The sequence below is a fragment of the Sphingomonas sp. CFBP 8760 genome (assembly GCF_014841615.1).
Classification (GTDB): domain Bacteria; phylum Pseudomonadota; class Alphaproteobacteria; order Sphingomonadales; family Sphingomonadaceae; genus Sphingomonas.
This window is the reverse complement of record NZ_JACYUG010000013.1, coordinates 15,972-38,812: the sequence shown is the minus strand read 5'-3', so window position 1 is coordinate 38,812 and position 22,841 is coordinate 15,972. Positions and strand designations below refer to the sequence as shown.

Below are 22,841 nucleotides of genomic sequence, written 5' to 3'. Positions count from 1 at the left end.
CCGCATCCCTTTCCCGCTTTCGTACCGGAGTAATCCCATGTCCCTCCTTCACGCCTCCAAGCAGTACAAGCCCTTCGAATACCCCTGGGCGTTCGAATTCTGGAAGCGCCAGCAGCAGCTCCACTGGCTCCCCGAAGAGGTGCCGTTGGGCGAGGATTGCCGCGACTGGGCGCAGAAACTGTCCGATCACGAGCGCAACCTGCTCACCCAGATTTTCCGCTTCTTCACCCAGGCGGACGTCGAGGTGCAGGATTGCTACCACGAGAAATACGGCCGCGTGTTCAAGCCGACCGAGATCAAGATGATGCTGACCGCGTTCAGCAACATGGAGACGGTCCACATCGCCGCCTACAGCCACCTGCTCGACACGATCGGGATGCCCGAGAGCGAGTATGGCGCCTTCCTCGAATATGCCGAGATGAAGGAAAAGCATGATTACATGCAGAATTTCGGCGTCGACAACGATCAGGACATCGCCCGCACGCTCGCCATGTTCGGCGGCTTCACCGAGGGGGTGCAGCTGTTCGCCAGCTTCGCGATGCTGATGAACTTCCCGCGCTTCAACAAGATGAAGGGCATGGGCCAGATCGTCACCTGGTCGATCCGCGACGAGAGCCTGCATTGCGAGGGCATCATCAAGATGTTCCACACCTTCTGTCAGGAGCGCCAGTGCCTGACCAAGGCGGTGAAGGACGACATCGCCGATGTCTGCCAGACGACGATCCGGCTGGAGGACAATTTCATCGACCTCGCGTTCGAGATGGGTCCGGTCAACGGCATGACGCCGAAGGAGATCAAGAAGTACATCCGCTTCATCGCCGACTGGCGGATGGGCCAGCTGGGCCTGAAGCCGATCTACATGATCGACGAACACCCCCTGCCCTGGCTCGCCCCGATGCTGAACGGCGTCGAGCACGCCAACTTCTTCGAACAGCGCGCCACCGAATATTCGAAGGCCGCGACCAAGGGCCAGTGGAACGACGTGTGGGATTCGTTCGACAAGCGCCAGAAGGCGAAGATCATCATGCCCCCGGCAAACGAGGATCTGAGCGGGATGGGTGATATGTTCAGCCGCGCGGGTGTGGCGGCGGAGTGAGGTCGGATGCCGGGGTGGGAATGTTCCTTCCCCGGTACAACCAAGCCGCATGTAACGCAAAAATCGTTAACTCACAATACAATACGCCATATGCATCAGTCCCCTGCCACAGTGAGTGAAGCGCCACTGCGTCGGTTGAAAATGATTGCTGCTTTCGTAGCCGCCACCTTCCTGTGGAAATTGGCCTCTTTCGTTGCTTAGATTGGCAGGAAGCTGGGTCTTGGCGGTGAACGCCCGCCACTACCCTGATCGAGTAGCATCACCAAACTTCGGTTAGACAAGCGGATGATGCAACATCTTCTGTCGACACGGGTTGTCGGTTGGCGATGATTGATGATGGAGTAGTTGGTGACGAGCCATGTTCGATATCTCAAGGGTTCGCCCTATCGCCAGTTTTGCACCATCTTGCCGGGCGAGACAGTTTTTCTGCTGTTGGGTCGGGTAATTTTGGCGACGGGGACTTATGTCTGCCAGCGCAGTCGAACCAGATCGAGATGCCTTCCCCGGATTTTGTATTATATTTGGCCGCTATATACCTTACGAACTTACTTGCTTTGAATAGATTTCAGACGCAGCATCTGGGTGATTTTTTCATCGAGTCGGAGATAGTGAATGCCAAAAGATGCCGAGGAACGAATTGCAGCTGGTGTTCTTAAGATTGCAGCTACTCACCCGAAGGGTTTAGCAACATTCAACAGCTGTCGGACTCAAATCCCTAGCTTGGTTAAATTAACTACAGAAGATCTCGCACCATCGCCAACACGGCCAGGTGAGCCGATGTGGCATCAAATTGTCCGCAACATAAAGTCTCATTATATCGAAGATAGTAACTATATCGCCCGTGGGTACTTGGAACACGTACCACGTGTTGGATACAGAATTACTCTAGCAGGTCAAAACCGTTACAAGAAGAAGCCTTAGAAAATCGTGCTTTATATCCCGGCTTGAACCACTTTAATTCGGTCGATGTCGGATTTTGTAAATCCCAAACAAACCACGCGTAAGCTGTGGTGCCGGTGCCCTTCTGCACGGCTCCCGCAGGGTAAAAGGTAATTCGTTCGCTAAACACCCACACTCTCGATGGAGGCTTGTGGGTGAAGATTGTACGCTGCCGGTTAGCGCCTTCCAAGAAAGCTAAGCGAAGTAGGAGCGCAAACTTGCGGTCTGCCTTGCGCAGCCCGGCTTCAACAAACCCTTCGGCGGCATTGTAGGGTGGATTAGTTACAATGTTTGGTGCGCGCCGGTTGCTTTTTAAGAAATCGACGGCACCTTCGCCGTATCCTCTATCGTGCAAGTCGGTGCTAATGACGCTTTGGCCAGTTAGCGCCAGCACTTCTGACATTGCGCCGTTGCCACATGCACTCTCCCAGATATCACCCTCGAAATGCTCATTGTCGATGAGGGCATGGGTTGCCCATGCAGGGGTGGGGAAAAAATCCGGACCATCCAAGTCCGCAAAGCGCTTCATAGTTGGCTTAAAGCCACCATTGAGGTTGTATGTCGCATCCATTGCCAAAATATAACAGAATCAATATCTTATGCAACTTTTGCTAAGTGACTCAACTGACTCGAAATTTTGCAAATCGAAGCCTCATGACGAGGTAAATGTCCAGTTTGACGATAGCCTGTCCTACACGCCAAACCTCCTATAACTGGTCGCGCTCCTGACACCGAAGGGGAGCGACACCGATGAAACCGTCCCGCCACGTCACCGCCGACGACGATGCTGACAACGCCGCCGCGACCGGCCTGCCCGAACCTACCCTGCCCGCCACCACCGAACGCGGCCCCGCCACCGGCCTGCGCCATCGCCACGACGGCTGGACCGCGCAGCGGCAGCGGCTGTTCGTCGCCACGCTCGCCAATACCGGATCGGTGGCGGAGGCGGCGCGGACGGCGGGGATCACCACCCGCTCCGCCTATCGCCTGCGCAACGATCCGCGCGGCGCCGCCTTCGCGCGGGCGTGGGAGGCGGCGTTGCTCACCGCCGCCAGCCGCCTCACCGCCGTCGCGTTCGACCGGGCGATCACCGGCTCGCCCCGCCGGCTGTGGCGGGACGGCGAACTGGTCGCCACGCAGACCGTGCCGTCTGACCAGATGCTGATGTTCCTGCTCCGCCACCTCCAGCCCCGGCTGTTCGCGGCCGATGCCGATATTCGCGTCATGGAGCGGATGCAGGCCGGCTATGGCGACGCGGTCGCGGCGCTGGCGGATGCGCCGGTCGATTGCGACCTGCTCGACCCCGCCGATATCGTCCTCGATGCCTCCGGACCCGGCGGGTCGCCGCACCCCCTGTAGGATGCGACGTTCGTGACTTTCCGGTGTGACTTTCCGCCGCCGCTGCCGTCACCTCGCCCCTGCCGCGCGCGTCTATCGGCTCCTGCGCACCGGCGCATGGAAATCGGCGGGCTTGTCCGCGATCCAGCGCAGGAACCGGGCGATATCGGGATGCGCGCGCAGGGCGGCGGGGTCGGCATGGTCGCGCGCCAGTTCGGCGTTGGTCAGCGTCGCGTGGATCGTGCGGTGGCAGATCGGGTGGACGGGCGCGGTGATCCGGCCGCCCTCGCTCTTGGGCACCAGGTGATGCCATTCCACCTTCGCGCCCAGCGGCCGGCCGCACAGCACGCACGGGGGCGGGGCGGTGTGCCGCTCCGCCAGCATCGCGGCGGCGGCCAGCCCGGCCTTGCGCTTCACCCTGCCTGTCATGCCCCTGATATCGGGTGGGAAAGGCGCAACGAAAAGGGCGGGGGCGGCCCGTCGGCCACCCCCGCCCCATCGCGGTCCTGCTGGGGGCGTCACGCGCCCCCGGCGGGATCAGAAGTGTGCGACCACACCCGCCTGCGGGCGGAAGCTGTCGGCGTTGCCGAAGGTCGTCACTTCGAAGCGGAAGCGCAGGCCGGAATTGCCGGTCAGGCCGCCCAGACCGATGTCCTTCGGGCCGACTTCGGCGCCGACGCCATAGGTGATCGCGTCGAAATCGGGGCTGTCCTTGCCGAACCGGTCGAAGTTGACCCAGCGGTAACCGACCTTGCCGTAGAACAGGCCGCTCTCGCCCGCGCGGAAACCGAAGCGGCCGGCGGCGCCGTAGCCCCAGTCGATCGCGCCGTCGACGCCCTTGGTCACTTCACCCTCGGCACCGACGAACACCGGGCCCAGCGGCACGTTCACGCCGACGATGCCGGTCACGATCGCGCCGTCCAGCTTCTTGTTGCCCAGCGGGGTGTTGGGGATGCCGTGGCCGACGCGACGGTCGAAACCTTCCCAGCCGCCCATGACCGCGACGTAGGGCTCGATGCCGAACGCACGGGTGCCATCGGGCGCGCGGGCGGTGTCGGCCGACATGCCATCGGTGGTCGTGGTGGTGGTGGTGTCGGTGGTCGTCGTCGTCGTCGACATGTCCTGCGCGAAGGCGGGAACGGCGGCGGTCGAAACGGCCAGCGCGGCGATGAGGGACAGCGTACGCATATTTGGTGGACCTTGATCTGCTATAACAACCGGACCGCGATGGGCATCACGCCCGGTCCAGGACCGCTCAAATCGTGGGACGGCCGCTTGGTTGCAACGCAACAGTATCGATTGTTGAAGCTGTTTGCGGAGTGTGGCCGATTGGCCACGGTATCTGTCGGGCGGATGAACGAAGCGCGGCGACATTGAGGCAAAACCACGGTTTTCCCGAGACGAGGCCGCACTGCTGACCCATCTCGACGCCGAATCACCGCATGTTGCATCGCGGTCGCGGTCCCGCGCAACCCCGATGCGAAACGACCGCCGCGCCGGGGGCGCAGCGGTCGTGCGGGGCCGGTGATCGGCCAGTGATCGGCCGGTGGCCGATGCCGGGATGTTACGGCTTCAGCGCGACGTCGTCGGCGTCGTCCAGTTCCTCGTCGTCGGTGGTGCCGTCGTCGAAGTCCGCCTGCGCATCGTCCTCGTCGATGTCGTCCTCGTCCATCGTCACGGTGGCGTCGGTCTCGCCGACCTCCTCGGAATCCATGTCGAGATCGTCGATCGATTCGTCCGCGCCGTCGTCGTCGCCCAGATCGGGGTCGAGATCGGTCAGCACCAGCCCGTCGGTCGGGCCGTTGCGCGTCGCCTCCAGGATTTCGGCGCGCTGGCTCTCGTCATAGCCTTCCTCGTCATACCCGTCGTCGCCGGTGCCCATGCCCGGAATCTGATGACCGCCCATATCCGTTCTCCTTGGATCGATAGGGCGCGAACGGCGCGGACCGGCTGGCGGTTCCGTTCAGCTGCGGAACAGGCGTCCGCGCTCGGTCACGGCGATCGCGGCCAGCGCCAGGACGCCCGCCACCAGGAAGCCCGCGATCATCGGCACCGTCGTCCCGTCGAACGCCTGCCCGATCACCGCGCCGATCAGCACGCCCATCGTGATGCTCATGAAGCCCTGCACGCTGGAGGCGGTGCCCGCGATCGCGCCCATATTCTCCATCGCCATCGCCGAGAAATTGGAGGCGGCCAGCCCGAAACACGCCATCGTCAGCGCCTGCAGCACCGCGAACACCGCCAGCCTGTCCAGCCCCGCCTCCGCCAGCACCAGGTGCAGCGCCGCCAGCGCGATCAGCGCCACGACCGCGCCATGCGCGATCCGCCGCGTGCCCAGCCGCATCACGAACCGCGCGTTGAGCAGGTTCGCGCCCGCCATCGTCGCCGCCGTGCCCGCGAACACCGCCGCCAGCAGTTGCGGGTGGCGGTACACGTCGAACATGATCTGCTGGATCGAATTGAGGTAGCCGTACAGCGCGCCGGTCAGCAGCGTCGCCGCGGCGGTATAGCCCAGCGATGCCCGGTCGGTCACCGTCCGCCGCCAGCCCGCCACGATCCGCGCCGGCGCGATCGGCAGCGCCGCCTCCGGCCGCAGCGTCTCGGGCAGGCGCACCGCCACCCAGATCAGCAGCGCGCCCGCACTGCCCGCCATCACCCAAAAAATCGCGCGCCAGTCGCCGAACAGCAGCACCAGTTGCCCCACGCTCGGCGCCAGGATCGGCACGACCATGAACACCATGAACGCGATCGACATCACCCGCGCCATCGCCCGGCCCTGGTAACAGTCGCGCACCAGCGCGATCGTGCCGATCCGGGTCGCCGCCACGCTGGCCCCCGCCGCCAGCCGCGCCGCGATCAGCAGCGTGAAACTGCCCGCCACCGCCGCCGCCGCGCTGGCGACGACATAGCCGGCGATCGCCCACAACAGCACGCGCCGCCGCCCATACCGGTCGACCAGCGGCCCGTGGATCAGATGCGCCAGCCCGAACCCGCCCAGGAACGCGGAGACGACGAACTGCCGGCTGTTGGCATCCGCCACACCCAGTGCCTCGCCGATCGCGGGCAGCGCCGGCAGCATCGCATCGGTGCCCAGCGCGCCCAGCGCCATCAGCGACGCGACCAGCGCCACGAACTCGACGAAGCCGATCGGCGCGCCGGGCAGCGCGGGCGTGGGGGTATCCGGATCTTGCATGATCGATCGTCCATAGCTGCCGTCGCCACGCCGCGTAACCCTATCGCCGCGGCGCCGGGATGCTTATGTCGGTCGCTTCACCAAGGGATTCCATATGCTCGACACTCAATCCGCGCAGGTGCCCACGCTCAGCCTCGCCGATCAGGATCGCGATCCGGACGGTTTCGCCGCCGCGTTCGGCTCCTCGTTCGAACGCTTCGGGTTCGCGATCGTCGCCGATCACGGCGTGCCGCAGGACCTGATCGACCGCGCCTGGGCCGACACGCAGGCGCTGTTCGCGCTGCCCGAAGACGAGAAGCGCGGTTACCACGCCCCCGGCGGCGGCGGCGCGCGCGGCTACACCCCGTTCAAGACCGAGATCGCCAAGGGCGCCAGCGCGGTCGACCTCAAGGAATTCTGGCACGTCGGCCGCGAACTGGCCGCCGGCCACCGCTTCGCCGACGTGATGGCCCCCAATGTCTGGCCGCAGCGGCCGGTGGGATTCCGCGACACCTTCATCGAACTGTTCGCCGCGTTCGACCGGGCCGGCGACCGGCTGCTCTCGGCGATCGCCCGGCATCTGGGGCTGGCTCCCGACTGGTTCGATCCGGCGGTGAAGGACGGCAACAGCGTGCTGCGCCTGCTCCACTATCCGCCGATCCCGGTCGATGCGGAGGGGGTGCGTGCCGGCGCGCATGAGGACATCAACCTCATCACCCTGCTGCTGGGCGCGGAGGAAGCCGGCCTCGAACTGCTCGACCGCACCAACGACCGCTGGCTGGCGATCAAGCCGCCGGAGGGCGCGATGGTGGTGAACGTCGGCGACATGCTGCAACGCCTGACCAACCACGTCCTGCCGTCGACCACCCACCGCGTCGTCAACCCGCCACCCGAGCGTCGCGGCCATTCGCGCTATTCGATGCCCTTCTTCCTCCACCCTGCGCCCGATTTCCTGATCGAGACGCTGCCGCAGACGATCACCGCGGAAAACCCGAACCGCTACCCCACCCCGATCACCGCGCATGACTACCTGCACGAACGCCTGGTGGAGATCGGCCTCATCAAGGCGTAGCCGGAAAAAGCCCTCTCCCCTTCAGGGGAGAGGGTTGGGAGAGGGGGAGTGCGCAACCAAAGTTCTCTGGCAAACGCCAAACGCCTTCGAACGGAAATGACGGTGGCGGAAATACGGCTGTGGCATCACCTGAGGGCGGGCCGTTTCGATAACCGGAAATTCCGCCGCCAGACGGTGATCGGTCCCTACATCGCCGACTTCACTTGCCGAGCAGCGATGCTGGTGGTGGAAATCGATGGCGATTCCCACGCCATGCAAGTCCCTTACGATGCCCGCCGCACGGCATTCCTTGAGGAACAGGGGTGGCGCGTCATCCGCTTCACCAACGCCGGCGTAATGAGAAACCTCGAAGGCGTCCTGCAACAACTACAGTCATTGCTCTCCCCCTCTCCCCTAAAGAGGGAGAGGGCTTATTCTCAGTCGAACCCGCGCTCCAGAAACCGTGCCGCCACCGCGCAATGCATCGCCACGCCGCGCGCCATCACGCGTTCGTCGATCGTCATCCGGGTATTGTGAAGCGGCGGGTTGGTCGCGGGATCGCTGCCCTCGGGGGCGGCACCGATAAAGGCGAACGCGCCCGGCATCGTGCCCAGCACATAAGAGAAATCCTCCGCCCCCATCATCGGCTGCGGCATCGGGGCGAAGCCGGTCGGCCCGAACAGCCCGGTCGCCACGCCGCGCACCAGCGCCGCGCCGCGCGGGTCGTTGACGGTGACGGGATAGCCGGTGTCGATCCATGCCTCCGCGGTGGCGCCGTGCGCGGCGGCGATGTTCGTCGCGATCCGGGTCAGCGCGGCGTGCATCGTCGTGCGGGTCGCCTCCGACAGGGTGCGCAGCGTGCCGAGCATCGTCACCTCGTCCGGAATGATGTTGTGCGCGGACCCCGCCTCGATATTGGTGATCGACAGCACCGCCGGGTCGGTCACCGCGATGCCGCGCGCCACGAAGGTCTGGAGCGCGGTGACGATCGCGCACGCCACCGGGATCGGATCGATGCAGTCGTGCGGCATCGCCGCATGGCCGCCCGCGCCGCGCACCACGACATGCACCGTCTCGGCTGAGGCCATGATCGATCCGGGACGCGTCACCACCACGCCCGACGGCGCATTGGGGGTGATGTGCAGCGCGAAGGCGGCATCGGGCGCGGGATCGGCCAGCAGCCCGTCCTCGATCATGAAGCGGGCGCCGTGATGCCCCTCCTCACCCGGCTGGAACATGAAGACGACGGTCCCGGCCAGTTCGTCCCGCCGCGCCGCCAGCGCCTTGGCCGCGCCGACCAGCATCGCGGTATGCGAATCATGGCCGCAGGCATGCATCGCCCCGGTAACGGTGCTGGCGAAGGACAGCCCCGTCTCCTCCGTCAGGGGCAGCGCGTCCATGTCGCCGCGCAACAGCACGGTGCGGTGATTGTCGCCCTGCCGCCCCGCGCCGCCGCGCAGGATCGCGATCAGCCCGGTGGTCGACGGCCCCTCGCGGAATTCCAGCGGCAGACCGGCCAGCGCCGCCCTGATCTTGTCGGTGGTGCGCGGGCAGTGCAGCCCGATCTCCGGTTCGGCATGGATCGCGCGGCGCAGCGCCACGACCTCGTCGAACACGTCCTCGCCCGCCGCGCGCCAGCCGCCGCCCATCTCGTCGAGGCTCCCCATCTCTTCGAGGATCATCGCATCATCTCCCTCATCCCCGGAACAGGCCGCCCAGCACGCCGCGCGCGATCTGACCGATCAGGCCGCCGCCCGATGCCGACGAGCGCCGGCGCGATCCGCCGCCGAATATCTGCTTGCCGACCTCGTTGGCCACCTGCCGCCCGATCGAGGACGAGGCGGCGCGCGTCGCCGATGTCGCCATCTTCGCCCATGGGCTGTCCGCCGCCGCGCGGTCGGCCGCCTTCGCCTGCCGGTCCGCCTCGCGCTGCGCCGCGATGCGGGCGCGCTCGGCCTCCTTGGCCTGGCGGGCATCTTCCTTCGCCTGCACCGCGGCCGCCTTCTCCGCCTCGCCGGCGGCACGGGTGGCAGCCACGGCAGCGGCAGCCTCCTGCGTCTTGGCGGTGAGCAACTCCTCCGCCGATTCGCGGTCGATCACGGTGTCGTACTTGTCGCCGACCAGATCGGTATCGATCAGCACCCGCCGCTCCGCCGGGGTGACCGGGCCGACCCGGCTGGCGGGTGGCGCGATCAGCGTGCGCTCCACCGGCGAGGGCGAACCATCCGCCTGCAACAACGACACCAGCGCCTCGCCCACCTTCAGCTCGGTGATCGCGGTGGCGACATCGACGCCCGGATTGGCGCGGAACGTCTCCGCCGCCGCGCGCACCGCCGCCTGATCGCGCGGGGTGAAGGCGCGCAACGCGTGCTGCACCCGGTTGCCCAGCTGTCCCGCCACCTTGTCGGGGATATCCAGTGGGTTCTGCGTGATGAAATAGATGCCGACCCCCTTCGACCGGATCAGCCGCACGACCTGTTCGATCTTGTCGAGCAGCGCGTCGGGCGCCTCGTCGAACAGCAGGTGCGCCTCGTCGAAGAGGAACGCCATCACCGGTTTGTCGGGATCGCCCACCTCGGGCAACTGCTCGAACAACTCGCTCAGCATCCACAGCAGGAAGGTGGCGTAGAGCTTGGGGCTGGCCATCAGCTTGTCGGCGGCCAGGATGTTGACGATGCCGCGCCCGCCGTCGTCGGTGCGGATCATGTCGTCGAGGTCGAGCGCCGGCTCACCGAAGAAATGGTCGCCGCCCTGCGCCCGCAATTGCAGCAGCGACCGCTGGATCGCCCCGACCGACTGTTTGGATACGTTGCCGTAGGTCGTCGTCAGTTCCGCCGCGCGGCCCGCGACATGCGCCAGCAGCGCCTGCAGGTCGTCCAGGTCGAGCAGCAGCAGCCCCTCCTGATCGGCAAGGTGGAACGCGATCGCCAGCACCCCCTCCTGCACCGTGTTCAGGTCCATCAACCGTGCCAGCAGCAGCGGCCCCATCTCGCTGACGGTCGCGCGCACCGGGTGGCCCTGCTCGCCGAACAGGTCCCAGAACTGCACCGGGGTGTCGCGATAGGCCCAGCCGCTGTCCCCCACCTCGCCCGCGCGGGTGGCGAAGGCGGCGTGGTTCTTCGCGGTCGCCGATCCCGGCATCGCCAGCCCGGACAGGTCGCCCTTCACGTCCGACACGAAGCTGGGCACGCCCGCGGCGGAGAAGCCCTCGACGATCCGCTGCAACGTCACCGTCTTGCCGGTGCCCGTCGCCCCCGCGATCAGGCCGTGGCGATTGGCCCGCCGCAGGTCGATCGCCTGTCGCTTGCCGCCGTTGCCGGCATCGCCGGTGCCGATGAAGATCCCGTCCGTCATGGCACCGACCGTAGAACCGGCGGCGTTCGCCGACAACAGGCCCGTTTCGACTGGAAATATTAACCCCCTTGCTCCTAAGCCGCCGGGATGACGAGGCACGCCCGATGATCCGAATCCTGCTGGCCGAAGACGATCAGGTCATGCGCGAATACCTCACGCGCGCGCTGGAGCGGTCGGGCTACAGCGTCGCGGCGGTCGATCGCGGCACCGCGGCGATCCCGTTGCTGGAGTCGGCGACGTTCGACCTGCTGCTGACCGATATCGTGATGCCCGAGATGGACGGCATCGAACTGGCCCAGCGCGCGACCCAGATGGCGCCGGGGATGCGGGTGATGTTCATCACCGGCTTCGCCGCCGTCACCCTCAAGGCGGGGGAGGCGATGCCCAACGCCCGTATCCTGTCCAAGCCGTTCCACCTGCGCGAACTGGTGATGGAGGTCGACCGGATGTTCGAGGATATCCCGATCGACCGGCCGAATTGACCGCGACCCGCAAATATTCCTTGCCGCCCCGCACAACCCCGGCTAATGGCCCACCTCCGGCGGGCGTGTAGCTCAGTGGTAGAGCACTGTGTTGACATCGCAGGGGTCGCAAGTTCAATCCTTGCCACGCCCACCAGGACAGCTTGCTGTTATCCGGTCATTTTTTGGTCTCCCACAAAATGACCGGACACGGCGACTTCGGCGCAGTTTCGGCGCAATGCGCCTGGAGCGCGAAGCTCAACCTCCCCCAGAATGTCATTGAGCGCGGTCGCAACCGTGTCGAATTGACCGATCGCGTAAACCTCTGTCGTGCTGCCGACCTCGTGGCCCATGAAGCCCTGCAGGTCCCACTTAGCGACGCCGCGGTTCCGCAGGATCGTCGCGAGGCTATGGCGCAGCAGGTACGGTTTCCACTCGCGGCCGGTCGGTAGCTTCAGCCCCGCCAGCATCGTCGACCAGGCGCGGTCGACATCGAGGACGCCGCGGCCGTAGTAATTGACGAGGAAGCCAGCGCCTTTCCGAGCGCTTGGATCAAGTCGCTGATAGGCCGCATATTCGGCGGCCAGCCACTCCCCCAGCACCGGCACGACCGGGACGATCGGGCGGTGCTTGTTGGTCTGCGCGCGGCCGAAAGGATTGAGGTCGAGGCTGGTCGAGCCGGGATACCATTGCTCCCGTTCGGGGGCGACGCTGATATCGACCACGCTGTCAGGCCGGCCGATCGTGCAGAGCGATGCGACGATGAAGGCGTGCAGCGATGCGCGCTTCTTGTCGACCTCGGCCGCATAGGCGAGCATGTCCGCCAGCACCGGCACGTCAACGCGCACCTTGCGCGGCCGCGACACTTGCTTGCGGGGCAGCGGTTTGTAGATCGGCCGCTGTTCGGATCGCGGCGGGTTGGCGTCGGCCGCGTGGTTGAGCGCGGCCGCCACCTGCAGCACCGATTCCTCGGTCGTCGCCGCAGCGCGCGGGCGCGAGGCGGTGACCTCCCCCGCCTTGTTCTTCCACGTCACCGGCTCGGTCTTCGACCATGCACGAAACGCGGTGATGAACGGTGTGCCGCACGCGACGGCACAGCTCGTCTCGAAGCCGAACGCCCCGCCCCGCTCCTCCTGCGCTTCAATGAAGTCGAGGACGTGCTTCAGCCGCGCCTGGATGCTGACGGCCGAAGCCTTCAGGTCGCCATGCTCGATGCGATAATCGGCGATCGCGTCGGTCAAGAGATACGCCTGAGCCGAGGCGAGCGGCTGGCCGCACGCATAGCAATAGGCGGGTGCTTCGTCGGCATCGCTCAGGTACCGGCGGTCGAGGACGCGCTTGGCGTCGTCGACGTTCCCCGTGCCCGTTGAAACGCTTGCTTCGCGTCGCGAGGTGGGATCGTACCAGAAGACGTACCAACGAGGCGAACGGACGCTGCCGTCGGCCCGCCGGAGCTTATCGAGCCAGTATTTGCCCCGTCGATAGACTGGCGTCGCATCACTCTGCACGTGGTCTGTTCCCTCAAAAATTTGGCCTTGGCGTCGTGCAGCAAGTCGATCAGCCCAAGGCTGACAAGCAGATCGAGATCAGCGGCCGTCAGATCGACGCCGCGACCGACTTCGGCCGCACGGCTGACACGCTTGTCGAGGTGGACGATGGAGGGGGCGTTCATAGCTCGATCCACATGGCAAGATCGCCGAAGGCGCGTTGTCGGGCGCGGAGAAGGTCGACGACCTTGCCCTCCGCGGTGCTATGGAAGCGCATGTCACGGCTGATCGTGACCCGCTGGATCGGGCGGCCAAGGATGCCGGCTACGCCTGCGCCCGGCCACCATGCGCGAACATGGGGCAGACTGGGATGCCGGGCGCCACGGAAGCCTTGTTCCATGGCATGCTCGGCGCTCGGAAAGATGATGATCTCGGGCGGTGTCGCACGAGCGAACCCGAGCCGGTAGGCGATCCGTTCGATCACGGTCATGCGGTGGCTCCCTGAGCTGCCAGCGCCGCGAGACGCTGGTCGACGTGGCGAGCGGCTTCTTTGCGGTGAGCGAGGGCGTCCGCGAGCGGCACGAAGATCAGTGCCGGAATCTTGAAGCCCTCCACGCCGCCCTCGGTCGCGGCGACGTGGCGATCGGTCTCCTCTGCAGGCCAGAAGACGCGCCCTTCCAGCGGGGTCCCGGTGAAAGGCGGAACCGCCAGCCGACGCGACCAGCGCAAGATCGCGACCTCGCGCCGCGATGCCGCCTCGCGCTCGCGATCGGCGGCCTTCTCAACCAGCGCTGGTTTCTCCACGGCGGACTTCTGCGCGAGCGGCACGAAGGCGTAGCGCGGGTCCGCGATCAGCTGGCCGGTGACATCGAGCCCGACGACGACATGCGCCGGCAGGCCGTTGTTCCGGATGGTCGCCCACAGCTTCTGATGCTGCGCCCGCTCGATCAGGACGAAGCCGGCCGGCGGGCGCATCGCCTGCGACGTGCCCTCGGCATGGAGACGCAGGTCCGGCACCTTCACGAGACCGGCGATCGTCGGGGCCCATGCCGCGCTGGTCCGCAAAGTCTCGATCAGCCGGGCGGCTTGCAGGTCGACCATCCTGTTCGCGATCGTCTCAGCGATGAAGGGCTGCGCCAGCACGCGATCGCGCCCGGGTTCGTTGAAAAGGTCGTCGCTGTACCGGCCGCCCTCGGCCTCATAGGTCGTGGAGCCGACGAAGCGGAATATGCGGTCGGCGGTGTCCATGCCCTTCATCCGGAGGGACAGGCGGATCGCGGCCGGATCATGCGCCGTGCGCCCGCGCTTCGCCTGGTGCGCGAACACCTCGGCTTGCAGCGCCTGATCATCCGCGCTTGCGTACGCCATCGCCGAATCAAGCGTGATCTCGCGGTTAGCGAGTGCATCGAGGATGGGCTTCGCCAGCTCGGCCATCTTCAGCCGCTGTTTCACCACGCGCTCGGAAAAGCCGAAGCGCTTCGCCAGCTCGGCCGGCGACGTTGCGCCGCCCTCCATCAGCTTGGAGAACGCGAGGAATTCGTCGACGGGCGACATGCTGCGCTGCTGGAGATTCTCAGCCAGCGATAGCTCGACCGCCTCGGAAACGTCGCGGATCAGCACCGGTACCGGAAAGCTGTCATCGATGCGGCCGCGGTCGCGTACGATGCGAAGCGCCTTCAGCCGGCGACCGCCCCCGACGATCTCGACATGGTCGCCGTCCTCGTAGCCGATCAGCGACTGCAGGAGGCCGTGCGACATGATGTCGATCGCCAGCTCCTCGCAGCCTTCATCGATCCGCGTATGCCGGACGTTCTCGTCCGCGCGGCGCAGGCGGCCGAGCGGGAAAAGGCGTGGCGCTGATGGAACGACTGACATCGGCGCGGGCTCGGCGTCGTAGGACGCGGCGGGTGCGCCAGCAGCCTTGCGGCCGAGCTTGAGGCATTCGCGGCGGGGGCGCGGCGCGGGGGCTTGTGGTGCGACACGGGCTTGGGTCATGATGACAGCTGCTCCGGCTTTGCGGCCGCGAGCGCGGATGTCGATGAGCGGCCGACGGGTGCGCTCACACCGGTGGCGGTATCCGTCGGTGCGTCGAACACGGTGAGGGGGGTGCTATGGGCGGCGCCCCCCGAGCTGGCGGCGATCGCCGCCTCGATATCCATCTGGCGAGGGTCCGACAGCACGATCGAAGCCGGTGCGGGCTCGCTCTTCGTGCTATCGCGGATAATTGTTGGTGCTGCTGGTCGCAGCCAGGCGCGACCAGCTTCGGTGATCGAATAGACGAGATGTTGAGCGATCCGGATGCCTGCGTGATTCAGCAATGGCGTGCTGATGGCGTGGCTGCGCTCGACTAGCGCCTCCAGCCCCATGTTGCGCGATCGCGACAGGATATGACCGGTAGTCATGGCCGTCAGGAGGTGACGCGCGGTCTTGGGGCTGAGGTGGGTCATCAGACCGCACACCCGGACTTGCCCTGCCATGCGAACATGGCGAGGGCGACGTCGATCGCGTCGGCTGTCTGCTCATAGCTGGGTCCGGTCATCCCCGGCACGAAGCGATCGACCATCGCCTTGATCTTGGCCGCGACAGCCTCGCCATCACCCATGTGGGCAGACGCCCAGATCGAGACGAGGAAGCCCGCCAGCGGATCGCTGCCCCGCAGAGTGAAGGTTGGCTCGCCCGGCAGAATTGGATCCTCATCGCGCGGGCTCATGACCGGAGCATCCGAACGATATCAGCTGCCTCGGCGATCTTCTGCTGCGCGATCTCCATGAGATCGGCGCGGTCGGTAGGATCGCAGCCTGCAATGATCGCGCCCACGCGGACGCAATAGGAGTGGAGCATCGCGGCCCGGCTGGCGCGCACGTCCTCCGGAGCAAGCCCGGCGACCACGACCCCCTCGAACGCAACCAAGGCCACGTCGTACTGGTGAGCTTTCGCAAAATGCTGGTTGACGGTCAGGCCAGCGAACAGCGGGGTAGCCGGCAGCGCATCCGTCACAGCATCACCCCGAACGGGGCCGCCAGCGCCGCCAAGGCGGCATGGGGATCGATAATGAAAGCGACCGCATTGCCGACGACGATCCCTGCCCCGCACCACAGAGAAATGTGGGTGGCGGTCAGGCGATTGGAGGTGGCTGGTCGGATGGGCTCGCAGCGATCGCACTCGCACTCGAGCGGGTGAAGCCAGCTGCCGGGCTGTTCATGCTTCATCGACGATACTCCCGGAACAAGAGAATGATCACGCGCATCACATCGGACGCGAAAATCTGCGCGAGGGTGGCAAGGGATAGGGCGATGATCGCCACAGGCACGAAGCCGTAGAAGGTCGCGATCAGCGCGATGCCGGCGAGGATGGCCGCTGCGATGTGGCAGGTGCGGATCGCAGAGCGTGTGCGCTGGGAAACGGGATCGCCGCTCATATCGCGGTGCCCATGGTCGCGTTGCCGAGGTCCGTCGTCGCCACCCCAAGCGAGTTGGTGGCCCTGCTCAGGTGGAGCATGGCATGCAGCAAATGCTTGCGGCACTCACGATCGGCCTCTGGCCACCCCGCGATTGCTGCGAGCGATTCAGCGGTGATGGCCAACGGGAGCATCGCGTCCAGCTCGTCATGCAAAGCCGTGGTATCGGCCTGCACGGCTGCCGCGCGCTCGGCGAGGGCTCGTAATTTGACGGGATCGAACATCGGTCGCCTTCGGGCAGCAGGAAACCGTTCCCGGAAGCACGATACTTCCGGAACGGCGGTGATCAGGTCGATGGTTAGAGCGGTGGTGCCGCTATCCGGGTCGGGGCGGCGTCATGGGGGGTCGGGAGGCTTGGGTTGTTCGAGCAGGTGAACGACGCGGGTCAGCGCCGCGTTTGCCTGCTCGATTTCCCGCAGTGCGTTGCGGCGATCGGCGTCAGTCGCACCAGGGATCGAGAGGGCTACGAGCGCGGCATGCGCCTCGCCGCCTTCGCGGATGACCTCGACCGTATGCCGCGCGATTTCCGCCTCGCATGAGAAGCGCTTGGCGCGGGCCGCGCCGAGGAGGAGGCCATAGGTCTCGTAAAGGGGAGCGCCGTCGCCTCCGGCCGCGGCGTAGGCGAGATCGAGCTTCAACGCGTCCTCGATCGTCAGCCGGTATCGGCTGTCAGGATCGGAGAGGCTGCGCAGATAGCCGCGCTCGCGGCCAGTCACTTCAGCAGCGTGCTCGATCTTGAGCACGCCGATGACGAAGTCCAACGCGTTCTCGATCGTCATCGGATCTCGGAGCTTGGTCATGCCTGCCGTGCCAGAAAAATGGGTGCCGATCGTGGCATACGAACGGCACCCAGGCGTGACAGGGAGAACCGCAGACAGGTAGTGTAGAACCGCGCGACGCCCGGGCTTTGGAAAGCGGCGCACGACGTTCGACCGGCCTGCGAGCGGTCGAAAGGGGTGAAAATTGGTTCGAGGTGAAGTCCTTCAGGGGCCGGGCTGGACGCCCGACCCCGTCCGGCTATCGTGGCGCTTGCAACACCACCACGAAGGACGAAAATCATGGACGATTCCGCCGTCGACAAAGCTGAAGTCGCGTTCAACTTGGCGCTGGCCAGTGCCAAGGGGGTCTCAGCCCTTGCCATTGTCATGGAAAAGAACGTCGGCATCAGCGGCGCAGCAAGCCTCATACACCGCATCATGCTGGACGGCCTTCAGCAGGCAGCGGGGGAAGATCGCCCTTATGAGGCCGCGATCCTGGCAAAGGTGTTTGGGCCAAACTACCCTCCGAGTCGGTCAACCGATTGAGGATGGCCGACTGGGATTGCAGCGATGCAAGCCGCTCTTGCCATACTCGAATGGCTGCCTCGGCATACGCCCTCGCCATCCTGACATATCTCTCGTTTTCGACAGTTGGATCGGTCTCGGATGCACATTGAGCGTCGCCGTTCGGCAGCGGTTCGCATGCGATAAGCTCAGGCCCAGCAGCGCCAACAACGTAATTGTGCGTGTCGGCAATTGCCTTGCGGATGCGGCCGTCGGCTCCATCGAACATCGTGTCCAGCATTTCGGTCACGATCGAGCGAACGGCCGCGTCCTGCCCAGGCGACAATTGGTCGGCCGCGATCGGCGTGGCCTCCTCTGCAACGATTGCCTGGCACAGCGTCACGCATTCATCGCAGATGAACACCGTCGGGCCTGCGATCAGCTTGCAGACCTCACCGGCAGCCTTGCCGCAGAAGGAGCAGTAGAGCTTGCGATCGTAGGCGATCTCAGGCGTCATCGCGCAACCTCCTCGATCGTCGAGATAGAGGGCAGCGACGGTAGCGAAGACTTATCCCACGGAAGATCGGGCCGCAGCTTCTCTTTCGGTACCCGCGTTTCACGCTCACACGCTTCTACATGCTGAGCTGGAAGCGGCTTTCCCTCCGTAACCCAACGCCAGACCGCACGTTGGGTGACGCCCAGAAGCCGCGCAAGCGCGGATTGGGATCCGGCCTCCGTGACCGCGGCCTTCAAAGCCGCTTGCGCAATCAGGAGGTGATTCACGTCCATAGCCAGCAGCTAAACCAATGGGTTTAGGTTGGTCAAGTCCCAATGCCCTATCGCGCACTAAACCTAGTGGTTTAAGTTCTCCACCGATGTTCAACGGTGATCGCCTACGCAATCTGATGGCGACACGCGGCCTGTCGCAATCCGAACTGGCGCGCCGCGTCGGCGTATCTCAGACCACAATCGCCAAGCTAGTGGCAGGCCGGGGCTATGGCTCTAAACACCTCCATCGAATCGCGCGGGAGTTGCGGACGACACCTGCCTACCTGACCGGTGAAATAGACGATCCCGAAGAAGATGCCCCACCGCCTCCGCCGGCCCCGACAGTCCAAATGGTTATGATGCCCGTCGCTCTCCCGAGCGAAGAGGCATTGGCCCGAATGTTTGAGGGGCTGTTGGAGGCATTGCCGGGGCTCGAAGGGCCCGAGCTCGCTCGTGAGCTTGCCACGCTGCTGCCCACAGCGCTCGGCAGCGTCCGAGGTCCGCTGATCGAGGTTCGGTCGGAGACCGACGATGCGCAGCCAGTGCTGCCTGATACCGCCGATGCTGCGCTGCCGTTACGTCGGCGAGCGTAGCGCATTTCGCGCCGCACGGATGACAACCCTGCTCGCAATTAGGTGTCTGCCGAAAGACCGTCTCGTTCACGCATTCTCCCGATTCGCGTTCTGGCTTCGTTCTTTAGCAGGCAAACCGGCCTGGGAGATAGATATGACATATGTTAACAGCGGAGTTCCGATCGCGGGCGTTAACGTTGATAACGATTTTGCGCGGTTCGGTGGCAAAAGCTACGCCATTAACAAGATCAACAGCATTGAGGTGCGTGAAACCGCTGCTTCAGGAAGAGCAGTTGCGATCATCTCTGGGATTGTCAGCGGCATATTTTTGATAGTCCTTTTGGCATCCGGTCTCACGCTGGGGCCACTGATCGCCGCTATCATTTACGGTACGTTTTCATGGTTGTATTGGAATAAGTCCGAAAAACGAGAGTATCGCCTGTACTTGATGACTTCTTCCGCCGAGACGCAGGCATTTATCACTCGCGATTACCACGAGGTGCATGCCCTACGTCAGCGTATTGAGACGGCGATGCTTTATCATTCACGGCTCGGCATGCAGTAATGAGAGGCGACAACTTACAACAGCACGGGAGCAGCACGTGACCAACACCCGAGATCGCCTTAGCGACGCTGACCAAGCCGTTACGGCGGTTGCCAACTGCATCGCCTCAGTCGCCTTGGGTTTCGCTGAGGCCGGTCAGATCGAGGCGGCCAACAAGATGATGAATCTGTTCGAGCAGTTGAATAACCAGCTCCTGCCGCCCGGCCACTACCGCAACTGGTTGCAGTCCGCAGTGGACGCACACCGCATCGGGCTGAAGACATCGGGACTAGACGATAGACAATCCTGATCGAGGATCAGCACCGCAGCATTCCGCGATGCGGCGGAAGCCATGGCGGATGCACTGGTCGCGAGAATCAAGCGACGGGAGCTCGATATTTAAAGGGCTTAATTGGGAGGGTACGCTATGAGCGATCTACAGGACTATATCGATAACAACGGTGGCCTACACTCGCCAGACGATAGCGTAATCCCGATCATTGAGTTATTGAAGCGCTCGGTGGCGTCGCGCGTCGCTCAAGGTCAGCGTAACGGCGGTCCGATGAAACTGACCGTACTCGTCGTCAATTCAATGACTGCGAACGCAGCGGCGGGTTCAGATGAGGAAAGCGACTATATTTTCTTGAGCAACGGCGTCCTGACGCTGCTGCCTAATCTATTCCGTGCGTTACTGTCGCATCCTGACATATTGCCACATATCGGCGATCCAACGCGGTGTACGCCGTTTGTCTCATCAAGGTCCGCTTCCGATCTTGGCGATGATGCGACGGGATGGACCGTACCATTTCCTGAAGACCCGCCACGTCAAAGACTTCATGCGAAGCTTAGCTTTTTAGCACTCCAATATGTTTTCTTACACGAGTTCGCGCACATATATAACGGACACACGGACTGGCTGCGGGATCATGGCAAGTTATCGCTTATAAGCGAGGTCGCCGTACCTTCTATCGAGAAATTCTCCGGAATTGATCGTCAAACGATTGAGTGGGACGCGGATAGCTCTGCTATTCAGATGCTGCTGGAACATGTGCTCCAGCCAAAAGTGGATCATGTTGACGGCATATCACGCTGGGATATTCCCGACGGCAATGGCTTTGGCACCATGCGTGAAGGCATTTATGCGTGTATCCTCGCCTGTCAGGTCATCCACATGCTTTATGAGACGTTCGAGGCGATACCTCTCGATGACATAACCGACGCCGAGCATCCGCATCCGGCCGCGCGCCAGCATGAAGTCTTCGCCACGATCGCCAATGTCCTATCTTACCGAACGGGTTGGGATTTTGAGGAGGTGGCGGACCTGTCCGGCGACGCAATAACTGGTCTGTACGGAGCTTGGACCAAAGTCTTCAATGATGATTTTGCTTGGCCGCGCATGCTCGCCGACCCTGACGTGATCGACCTTAACGTAACTCTGATCGAACGATATACCGAGCAGTGGGCCCTGATACGGGACGAGTTGGATAAGCTGAAGCGAGGGGGTCAATTGGCACCTGCCTACCCCAAGCCAAATCCGGCGTTTCCTGATAACAGCCCCTATCTATATTCGAAGCGACAGAAACCTGATGAAGCCGAATGAACTTCAAATTGGGGTGACCTATGGTCGGAAAGGCGCTCGATCGCGTAAACTGTTGCGCGTCAATGATTCACGGGCCTCTTTCACAATAGCTGGCATGACCTCGATCAGACCGATGACCGCTACAATCGACGAGTTCGCCTCGTGGGCGGAGTTCATCGAAAATCGCTCCAGTAATTGAGTAGGAGCACCCCTAATTGTGAACAGCACGGCTACATGGCGACATAACGTGCAACGCTAGCGATGAACCTCGATTCACTCTATGTTCCCACTTGGGGGTGTAGCAGTGCGCATGGATCGAATTTTCTCGGCTACAGGTGACGAAACGCAGGCGGGATTGCCGCGCCGTTACGAGGCGCTGGCCTTCATCATCGAGCAGATAGTTCGGTGGCAGACGAGCCCGACCTACCGCGAGATCGCCGATCGGCTCGACGTTAGCCGAGGCCGCGCCGAGCAGCTCGTTACCCAGCTGATCGCCGAGGGCCGCATTGAGCGAGTGCCCGGCTCGGGACGACGGTTGCGCGTGATCGATATCGACGGATCACGGGTAGTGCTCGATGACGTGTTGCGCCGGCTGCAGTGGACAGTCGCGCCGGCGATGGGTGAAATGCTGGCCCCCTTGGCACAAGTCCAGCTGCCCATGATGCCGGAAATAGAGCAGCTGTATGGGATCGAATAATCCCCGGGGGCTGACGTGCGATTCAACAACGACCAGCGTGACTTGCTGATCTACCTGTCACCAGAAGACGTCGCGCACTTTGCGGAACGGGAACGCCAGCGCTTCGATCACCTGGTGATCGGCCGCCCCCGTCCGGCCCCGGACCTCCCGAAGCGGCCCGAGGGCCTCAGCAAGATGGAATGGAAGGTCGAGAAGCAGCGCCTGCGCGAGCAGGGGCGCGAGCTGCTGCCCGGCATTGAGGAATGGGTGCAGCTGCGCGAGGATTGGTCGCACAAGCAGGGCACGCCGGAAACCCATGCCCACGCTGCCCGCCCCGGCCGGCCGGGCGCGATGGCGCGGCTGCTGGCGTCGGGCACGATCGACGGTGACCAGTCGGACGCCGCCGAGGAGATCGCCGCCTGTTTCTGGCTGATTGCGGCTGACGTGACTGTTCGCACCGCCAATCTGGAACCGCAGATCAGGGCCGACGCCCATGGGCAGGTCGAGCGCGAGAAGCTCGGGCGCATCATGATCGAGCTGGCCTATACCGCCTGGCGTGCGTCGCTGAGGGGCTATGGCGACGCGCTCCTGGCCGTGATCGTCCATGACGAACCGCTGACGGTGGTAGCGCGTCGGCACGGCCTGGGCATGATCAAGGCCCGTCGACTGCTGTGCCAGGCGCTCGACCTATGGTGGGTGGCGCGGGCGTCAATACGGCGCGAGGTGCGCGAGCGCGCCGCTGCCTGACCCCTAGACTTTTGCCCAGTAGGCAAAGGTCCAGCACGAAAAACGAACACGCAGAGGGCATTTCCGACCCCGCGACACCTACGCCTTCAGCCCGTGCCCCCTCGGTGCTGACCGTCGCTAGGAGGCATCGCATGGCCCAGCCGCCCCGTTCATTTACCGATGACCTACGGGTCCACATCGAAGCGCTGAACGCGCTCGAACGACGCACGCGGCTGGGCCTATCAACTTCCGACGACGTGGCCCGCATCCGGGCCGGCCACGCTGCCCTGTTCCCGCCGCCCGCCCCGCGGCCGGTCAATCCGCCGCTGGCCATGACACGCCACGGCGCAGTGTGGTGA

At 64.2% G+C, this 22,841-nt stretch carries 31 protein-coding genes, 1 tRNA gene and 1 pseudogene; 13 read left to right on the top strand and 20 right to left on the bottom strand.

The window, feature by feature from the left end; translation table 11 throughout:
- Nucleotides 1–37 precede the first annotated feature (37 nt).
- Nucleotides 38–1,096: a ribonucleotide-diphosphate reductase subunit beta gene (locus IFT82_RS15055; RefSeq protein WP_192128268.1), complete on the top strand. Its 1,059-nt coding sequence runs from the start codon at nucleotides 38–40 to the stop codon at nucleotides 1,094–1,096.
- A gap of 880 nt (nucleotides 1,097–1,976) precedes the next feature.
- On the opposite strand, the gene IFT82_RS15050 is transcribed toward IFT82_RS15055, so the two are convergent.
- Nucleotides 1,977–2,606: a hypothetical protein gene (locus IFT82_RS15050; protein WP_192128266.1), complete on the bottom strand. Its 630-nt coding sequence runs from the start codon at nucleotides 2,604–2,606 to the stop codon at nucleotides 1,977–1,979.
- 179 nt (nucleotides 2,607–2,785) lie between these two features.
- Here IFT82_RS15050 and IFT82_RS15045 point away from each other — a divergent pair, with 179 nt between their 5' ends.
- Complete coding sequence (locus tag IFT82_RS15045; protein WP_192128264.1) at nucleotides 2,786–3,394, top strand: hypothetical protein; 609 nt, start codon at nucleotides 2,786–2,788, stop codon at nucleotides 3,392–3,394.
- Between the two features lie 72 nt (nucleotides 3,395–3,466).
- On the opposite strand, the gene IFT82_RS15040 is transcribed toward IFT82_RS15045, so the two are convergent.
- The 4 genes from IFT82_RS15040 to IFT82_RS15025 form a co-directional block, all read right to left on the bottom strand.
- On the bottom strand, nucleotides 3,467–3,757 hold the full coding sequence (locus tag IFT82_RS15040; RefSeq protein WP_192128390.1) for an HNH endonuclease: 291 nt from the start codon (nucleotides 3,755–3,757) through the stop codon (nucleotides 3,467–3,469).
- A 153-nt stretch (nucleotides 3,758–3,910) separates the two neighbouring features.
- Nucleotides 3,911–4,561, bottom strand: a complete 651-nt coding sequence (locus IFT82_RS15035) for an opacity protein (RefSeq protein WP_192128262.1) — start codon at nucleotides 4,559–4,561, stop codon at nucleotides 3,911–3,913.
- Nucleotides 4,562–4,937: 376 nt separating this feature from the next.
- Nucleotides 4,938–5,279, bottom strand: coding sequence for a DNA primase (locus IFT82_RS15030; RefSeq protein WP_192128260.1), 342 nt, complete (start codon nucleotides 5,277–5,279; stop codon nucleotides 4,938–4,940).
- Nucleotides 5,280–5,336: 57 nt separating this feature from the next.
- Nucleotides 5,337–6,566, bottom strand: a complete 1,230-nt coding sequence (locus IFT82_RS15025) for a multidrug effflux MFS transporter (protein ID WP_192128258.1) — start codon at nucleotides 6,564–6,566, stop codon at nucleotides 5,337–5,339.
- Nucleotides 6,567–6,660: 94 nt separating this feature from the next.
- On the opposite strand from IFT82_RS15025, the gene IFT82_RS15020 reads away from it, so the two are divergent.
- Nucleotides 6,661–7,617: an isopenicillin N synthase family dioxygenase gene (locus IFT82_RS15020; protein WP_192128256.1), complete on the top strand. Its 957-nt coding sequence runs from the start codon at nucleotides 6,661–6,663 to the stop codon at nucleotides 7,615–7,617.
- 96 nt (nucleotides 7,618–7,713) lie between these two features.
- Nucleotides 7,714–8,133: an endonuclease domain-containing protein gene (locus tag IFT82_RS15015; RefSeq protein ID WP_192128388.1), complete on the top strand. Its 420-nt coding sequence runs from the start codon at nucleotides 7,714–7,716 to the stop codon at nucleotides 8,131–8,133.
- On the opposite strand, the gene IFT82_RS15010 is transcribed toward IFT82_RS15015, so the two are convergent.
- Both IFT82_RS15010 and IFT82_RS15005 read right to left on the bottom strand, forming a co-directional pair.
- Nucleotides 8,034–9,278 carry a M20 metallopeptidase family protein gene (locus IFT82_RS15010; protein WP_446740977.1) on the bottom strand — a complete coding sequence of 415 codons (1,245 nt, stop codon included), beginning with the start codon at nucleotides 9,276–9,278 and terminating at the stop codon, nucleotides 8,034–8,036. The two genes, IFT82_RS15015 and IFT82_RS15010, sit on opposite strands and share 100 nt — an antisense overlap.
- Before the next feature lie 13 nt (nucleotides 9,279–9,291).
- On the bottom strand, nucleotides 9,292–10,950 hold the full coding sequence (locus tag IFT82_RS15005) for a helicase HerA-like domain-containing protein (RefSeq protein WP_192128254.1): 1,659 nt from the start codon (nucleotides 10,948–10,950) through the stop codon (nucleotides 9,292–9,294).
- 104 nt (nucleotides 10,951–11,054) lie between these two features.
- Between IFT82_RS15005 and cpdR the strand changes: the two genes are divergently transcribed.
- Both cpdR and IFT82_RS14995 read left to right on the top strand, forming a co-directional pair.
- A complete protein-coding gene (gene cpdR / locus IFT82_RS15000) occupies nucleotides 11,055–11,432 on the top strand; it encodes a cell cycle two-component system response regulator CpdR (RefSeq protein WP_192128252.1) in 378 nt (125 codons plus the stop codon).
- A gap of 61 nt (nucleotides 11,433–11,493) precedes the next feature.
- Nucleotides 11,494–11,568: transfer RNA gene (locus IFT82_RS14995), tRNA-Val, on the top strand.
- A 13-nt stretch (nucleotides 11,569–11,581) separates the two neighbouring features.
- On the opposite strand, the gene IFT82_RS14990 is transcribed toward IFT82_RS14995, so the two are convergent.
- The 13 genes and pseudogenes from IFT82_RS14990 to IFT82_RS21505 all read right to left on the bottom strand — a co-directional run bounded on the left by IFT82_RS14990 (nucleotide 11,582) and on the right by IFT82_RS21505 (nucleotide 18,406).
- A complete protein-coding gene (locus IFT82_RS14990; RefSeq protein ID WP_244646795.1) occupies nucleotides 11,582–12,652 on the bottom strand; it encodes a site-specific integrase in 1,071 nt (356 codons plus the stop codon).
- Nucleotides 12,653–12,723: 71 nt separating this feature from the next.
- The gene (locus tag IFT82_RS20990) at nucleotides 12,724–13,083 is read right to left on the bottom strand and encodes a hypothetical protein (RefSeq protein ID WP_244646793.1); all 360 of its coding nucleotides are present in this window, start codon (nucleotides 13,081–13,083) and stop codon (nucleotides 12,724–12,726) included.
- Nucleotides 13,080–13,388 (bottom strand): hypothetical protein, encoded by a 309-nt coding sequence (locus tag IFT82_RS14985; protein WP_192128248.1) that lies wholly within the window; start codon nucleotides 13,386–13,388, stop codon nucleotides 13,080–13,082. Before IFT82_RS14985 ends, IFT82_RS20990 begins: the two co-directional genes overlap by 4 nt.
- Nucleotides 13,385–14,893: a ParB/RepB/Spo0J family partition protein gene (locus IFT82_RS14980; protein ID WP_192128246.1), complete on the bottom strand. Its 1,509-nt coding sequence runs from the start codon at nucleotides 14,891–14,893 to the stop codon at nucleotides 13,385–13,387. Before IFT82_RS14980 ends, IFT82_RS14985 begins: the two co-directional genes overlap by 4 nt.
- Nucleotides 14,890–15,345, bottom strand: a complete 456-nt coding sequence (locus tag IFT82_RS14975; protein WP_192128244.1) for a hypothetical protein — start codon at nucleotides 15,343–15,345, stop codon at nucleotides 14,890–14,892. Before IFT82_RS14975 ends, IFT82_RS14980 begins: the two co-directional genes overlap by 4 nt.
- Nucleotides 15,345–15,608, bottom strand: coding sequence for a hypothetical protein (locus tag IFT82_RS14970; protein WP_192128242.1), 264 nt, complete (start codon nucleotides 15,606–15,608; stop codon nucleotides 15,345–15,347). Before IFT82_RS14970 ends, IFT82_RS14975 begins: the two co-directional genes overlap by 1 nt.
- Nucleotides 15,605–15,895, bottom strand: coding sequence for a hypothetical protein (locus IFT82_RS14965; protein ID WP_192128240.1), 291 nt, complete (start codon nucleotides 15,893–15,895; stop codon nucleotides 15,605–15,607). The genes IFT82_RS14970 and IFT82_RS14965 overlap by 4 nt, the downstream gene beginning before the upstream one ends.
- The gene (locus tag IFT82_RS14960) at nucleotides 15,892–16,107 is read right to left on the bottom strand and encodes a hypothetical protein (protein WP_192128238.1); all 216 of its coding nucleotides are present in this window, start codon (nucleotides 16,105–16,107) and stop codon (nucleotides 15,892–15,894) included. Before IFT82_RS14960 ends, IFT82_RS14965 begins: the two co-directional genes overlap by 4 nt.
- On the bottom strand, nucleotides 16,104–16,316 hold the full coding sequence (locus IFT82_RS14955) for a hypothetical protein (RefSeq protein WP_192128236.1): 213 nt from the start codon (nucleotides 16,314–16,316) through the stop codon (nucleotides 16,104–16,106). Before IFT82_RS14955 ends, IFT82_RS14960 begins: the two co-directional genes overlap by 4 nt.
- Nucleotides 16,313–16,579, bottom strand: a complete 267-nt coding sequence (locus IFT82_RS14950; protein WP_192128234.1) for a hypothetical protein — start codon at nucleotides 16,577–16,579, stop codon at nucleotides 16,313–16,315. Before IFT82_RS14950 ends, IFT82_RS14955 begins: the two co-directional genes overlap by 4 nt.
- Before the next feature lie 111 nt (nucleotides 16,580–16,690).
- A complete protein-coding gene (locus IFT82_RS14945; RefSeq protein WP_192128232.1) occupies nucleotides 16,691–17,155 on the bottom strand; it encodes a hypothetical protein in 465 nt (154 codons plus the stop codon).
- 832 nt (nucleotides 17,156–17,987) lie between these two features.
- Nucleotides 17,988–18,134 (bottom strand): annotated as a pseudogene (locus tag IFT82_RS20985) (ClpX C4-type zinc finger protein); the annotation flags it as partial.
- Nucleotides 18,131–18,406 (bottom strand): YdaS family helix-turn-helix protein, encoded by a 276-nt coding sequence (locus IFT82_RS21505; protein ID WP_192128228.1) that lies wholly within the window; start codon nucleotides 18,404–18,406, stop codon nucleotides 18,131–18,133. The pseudogene IFT82_RS20985 and the gene IFT82_RS21505, both read right to left, overlap by 4 nt.
- A gap of 86 nt (nucleotides 18,407–18,492) precedes the next feature.
- Between IFT82_RS21505 and IFT82_RS14930 the strand changes: the two genes are divergently transcribed.
- From IFT82_RS14930 to IFT82_RS14900, 7 genes are all read left to right on the top strand, one after another.
- Nucleotides 18,493–18,978, top strand: coding sequence for a helix-turn-helix domain-containing protein (locus IFT82_RS14930; protein ID WP_192128226.1), 486 nt, complete (start codon nucleotides 18,493–18,495; stop codon nucleotides 18,976–18,978).
- Between the two features lie 19 nt (nucleotides 18,979–18,997).
- The gene (locus IFT82_RS14925) at nucleotides 18,998–19,522 is read left to right on the top strand and encodes a DUF6232 family protein (protein ID WP_207105798.1); all 525 of its coding nucleotides are present in this window, start codon (nucleotides 18,998–19,000) and stop codon (nucleotides 19,520–19,522) included.
- Nucleotides 19,523–19,559: 37 nt separating this feature from the next.
- Entirely contained in the window at nucleotides 19,560–19,811 is a 252-nt protein-coding gene (locus tag IFT82_RS14920; protein WP_192128222.1) for a hypothetical protein, read from the top strand.
- A gap of 117 nt (nucleotides 19,812–19,928) precedes the next feature.
- The gene (locus IFT82_RS14915; RefSeq protein WP_192128220.1) at nucleotides 19,929–21,101 is read left to right on the top strand and encodes a hypothetical protein; all 1,173 of its coding nucleotides are present in this window, start codon (nucleotides 19,929–19,931) and stop codon (nucleotides 21,099–21,101) included.
- A gap of 289 nt (nucleotides 21,102–21,390) precedes the next feature.
- Complete coding sequence (locus IFT82_RS14910) at nucleotides 21,391–21,777, top strand: LexA family protein (RefSeq protein WP_192128218.1); 387 nt, start codon at nucleotides 21,391–21,393, stop codon at nucleotides 21,775–21,777.
- 15 nt (nucleotides 21,778–21,792) lie between these two features.
- Nucleotides 21,793–22,503 carry a hypothetical protein gene (locus IFT82_RS14905; RefSeq protein ID WP_207105797.1) on the top strand — a complete coding sequence of 237 codons (711 nt, stop codon included), beginning with the start codon at nucleotides 21,793–21,795 and terminating at the stop codon, nucleotides 22,501–22,503.
- A 131-nt stretch (nucleotides 22,504–22,634) separates the two neighbouring features.
- Nucleotides 22,635–22,841 carry a hypothetical protein gene (locus IFT82_RS14900; protein ID WP_192128214.1) on the top strand — a complete coding sequence of 69 codons (207 nt, stop codon included), beginning with the start codon at nucleotides 22,635–22,637 and terminating at the stop codon, nucleotides 22,839–22,841.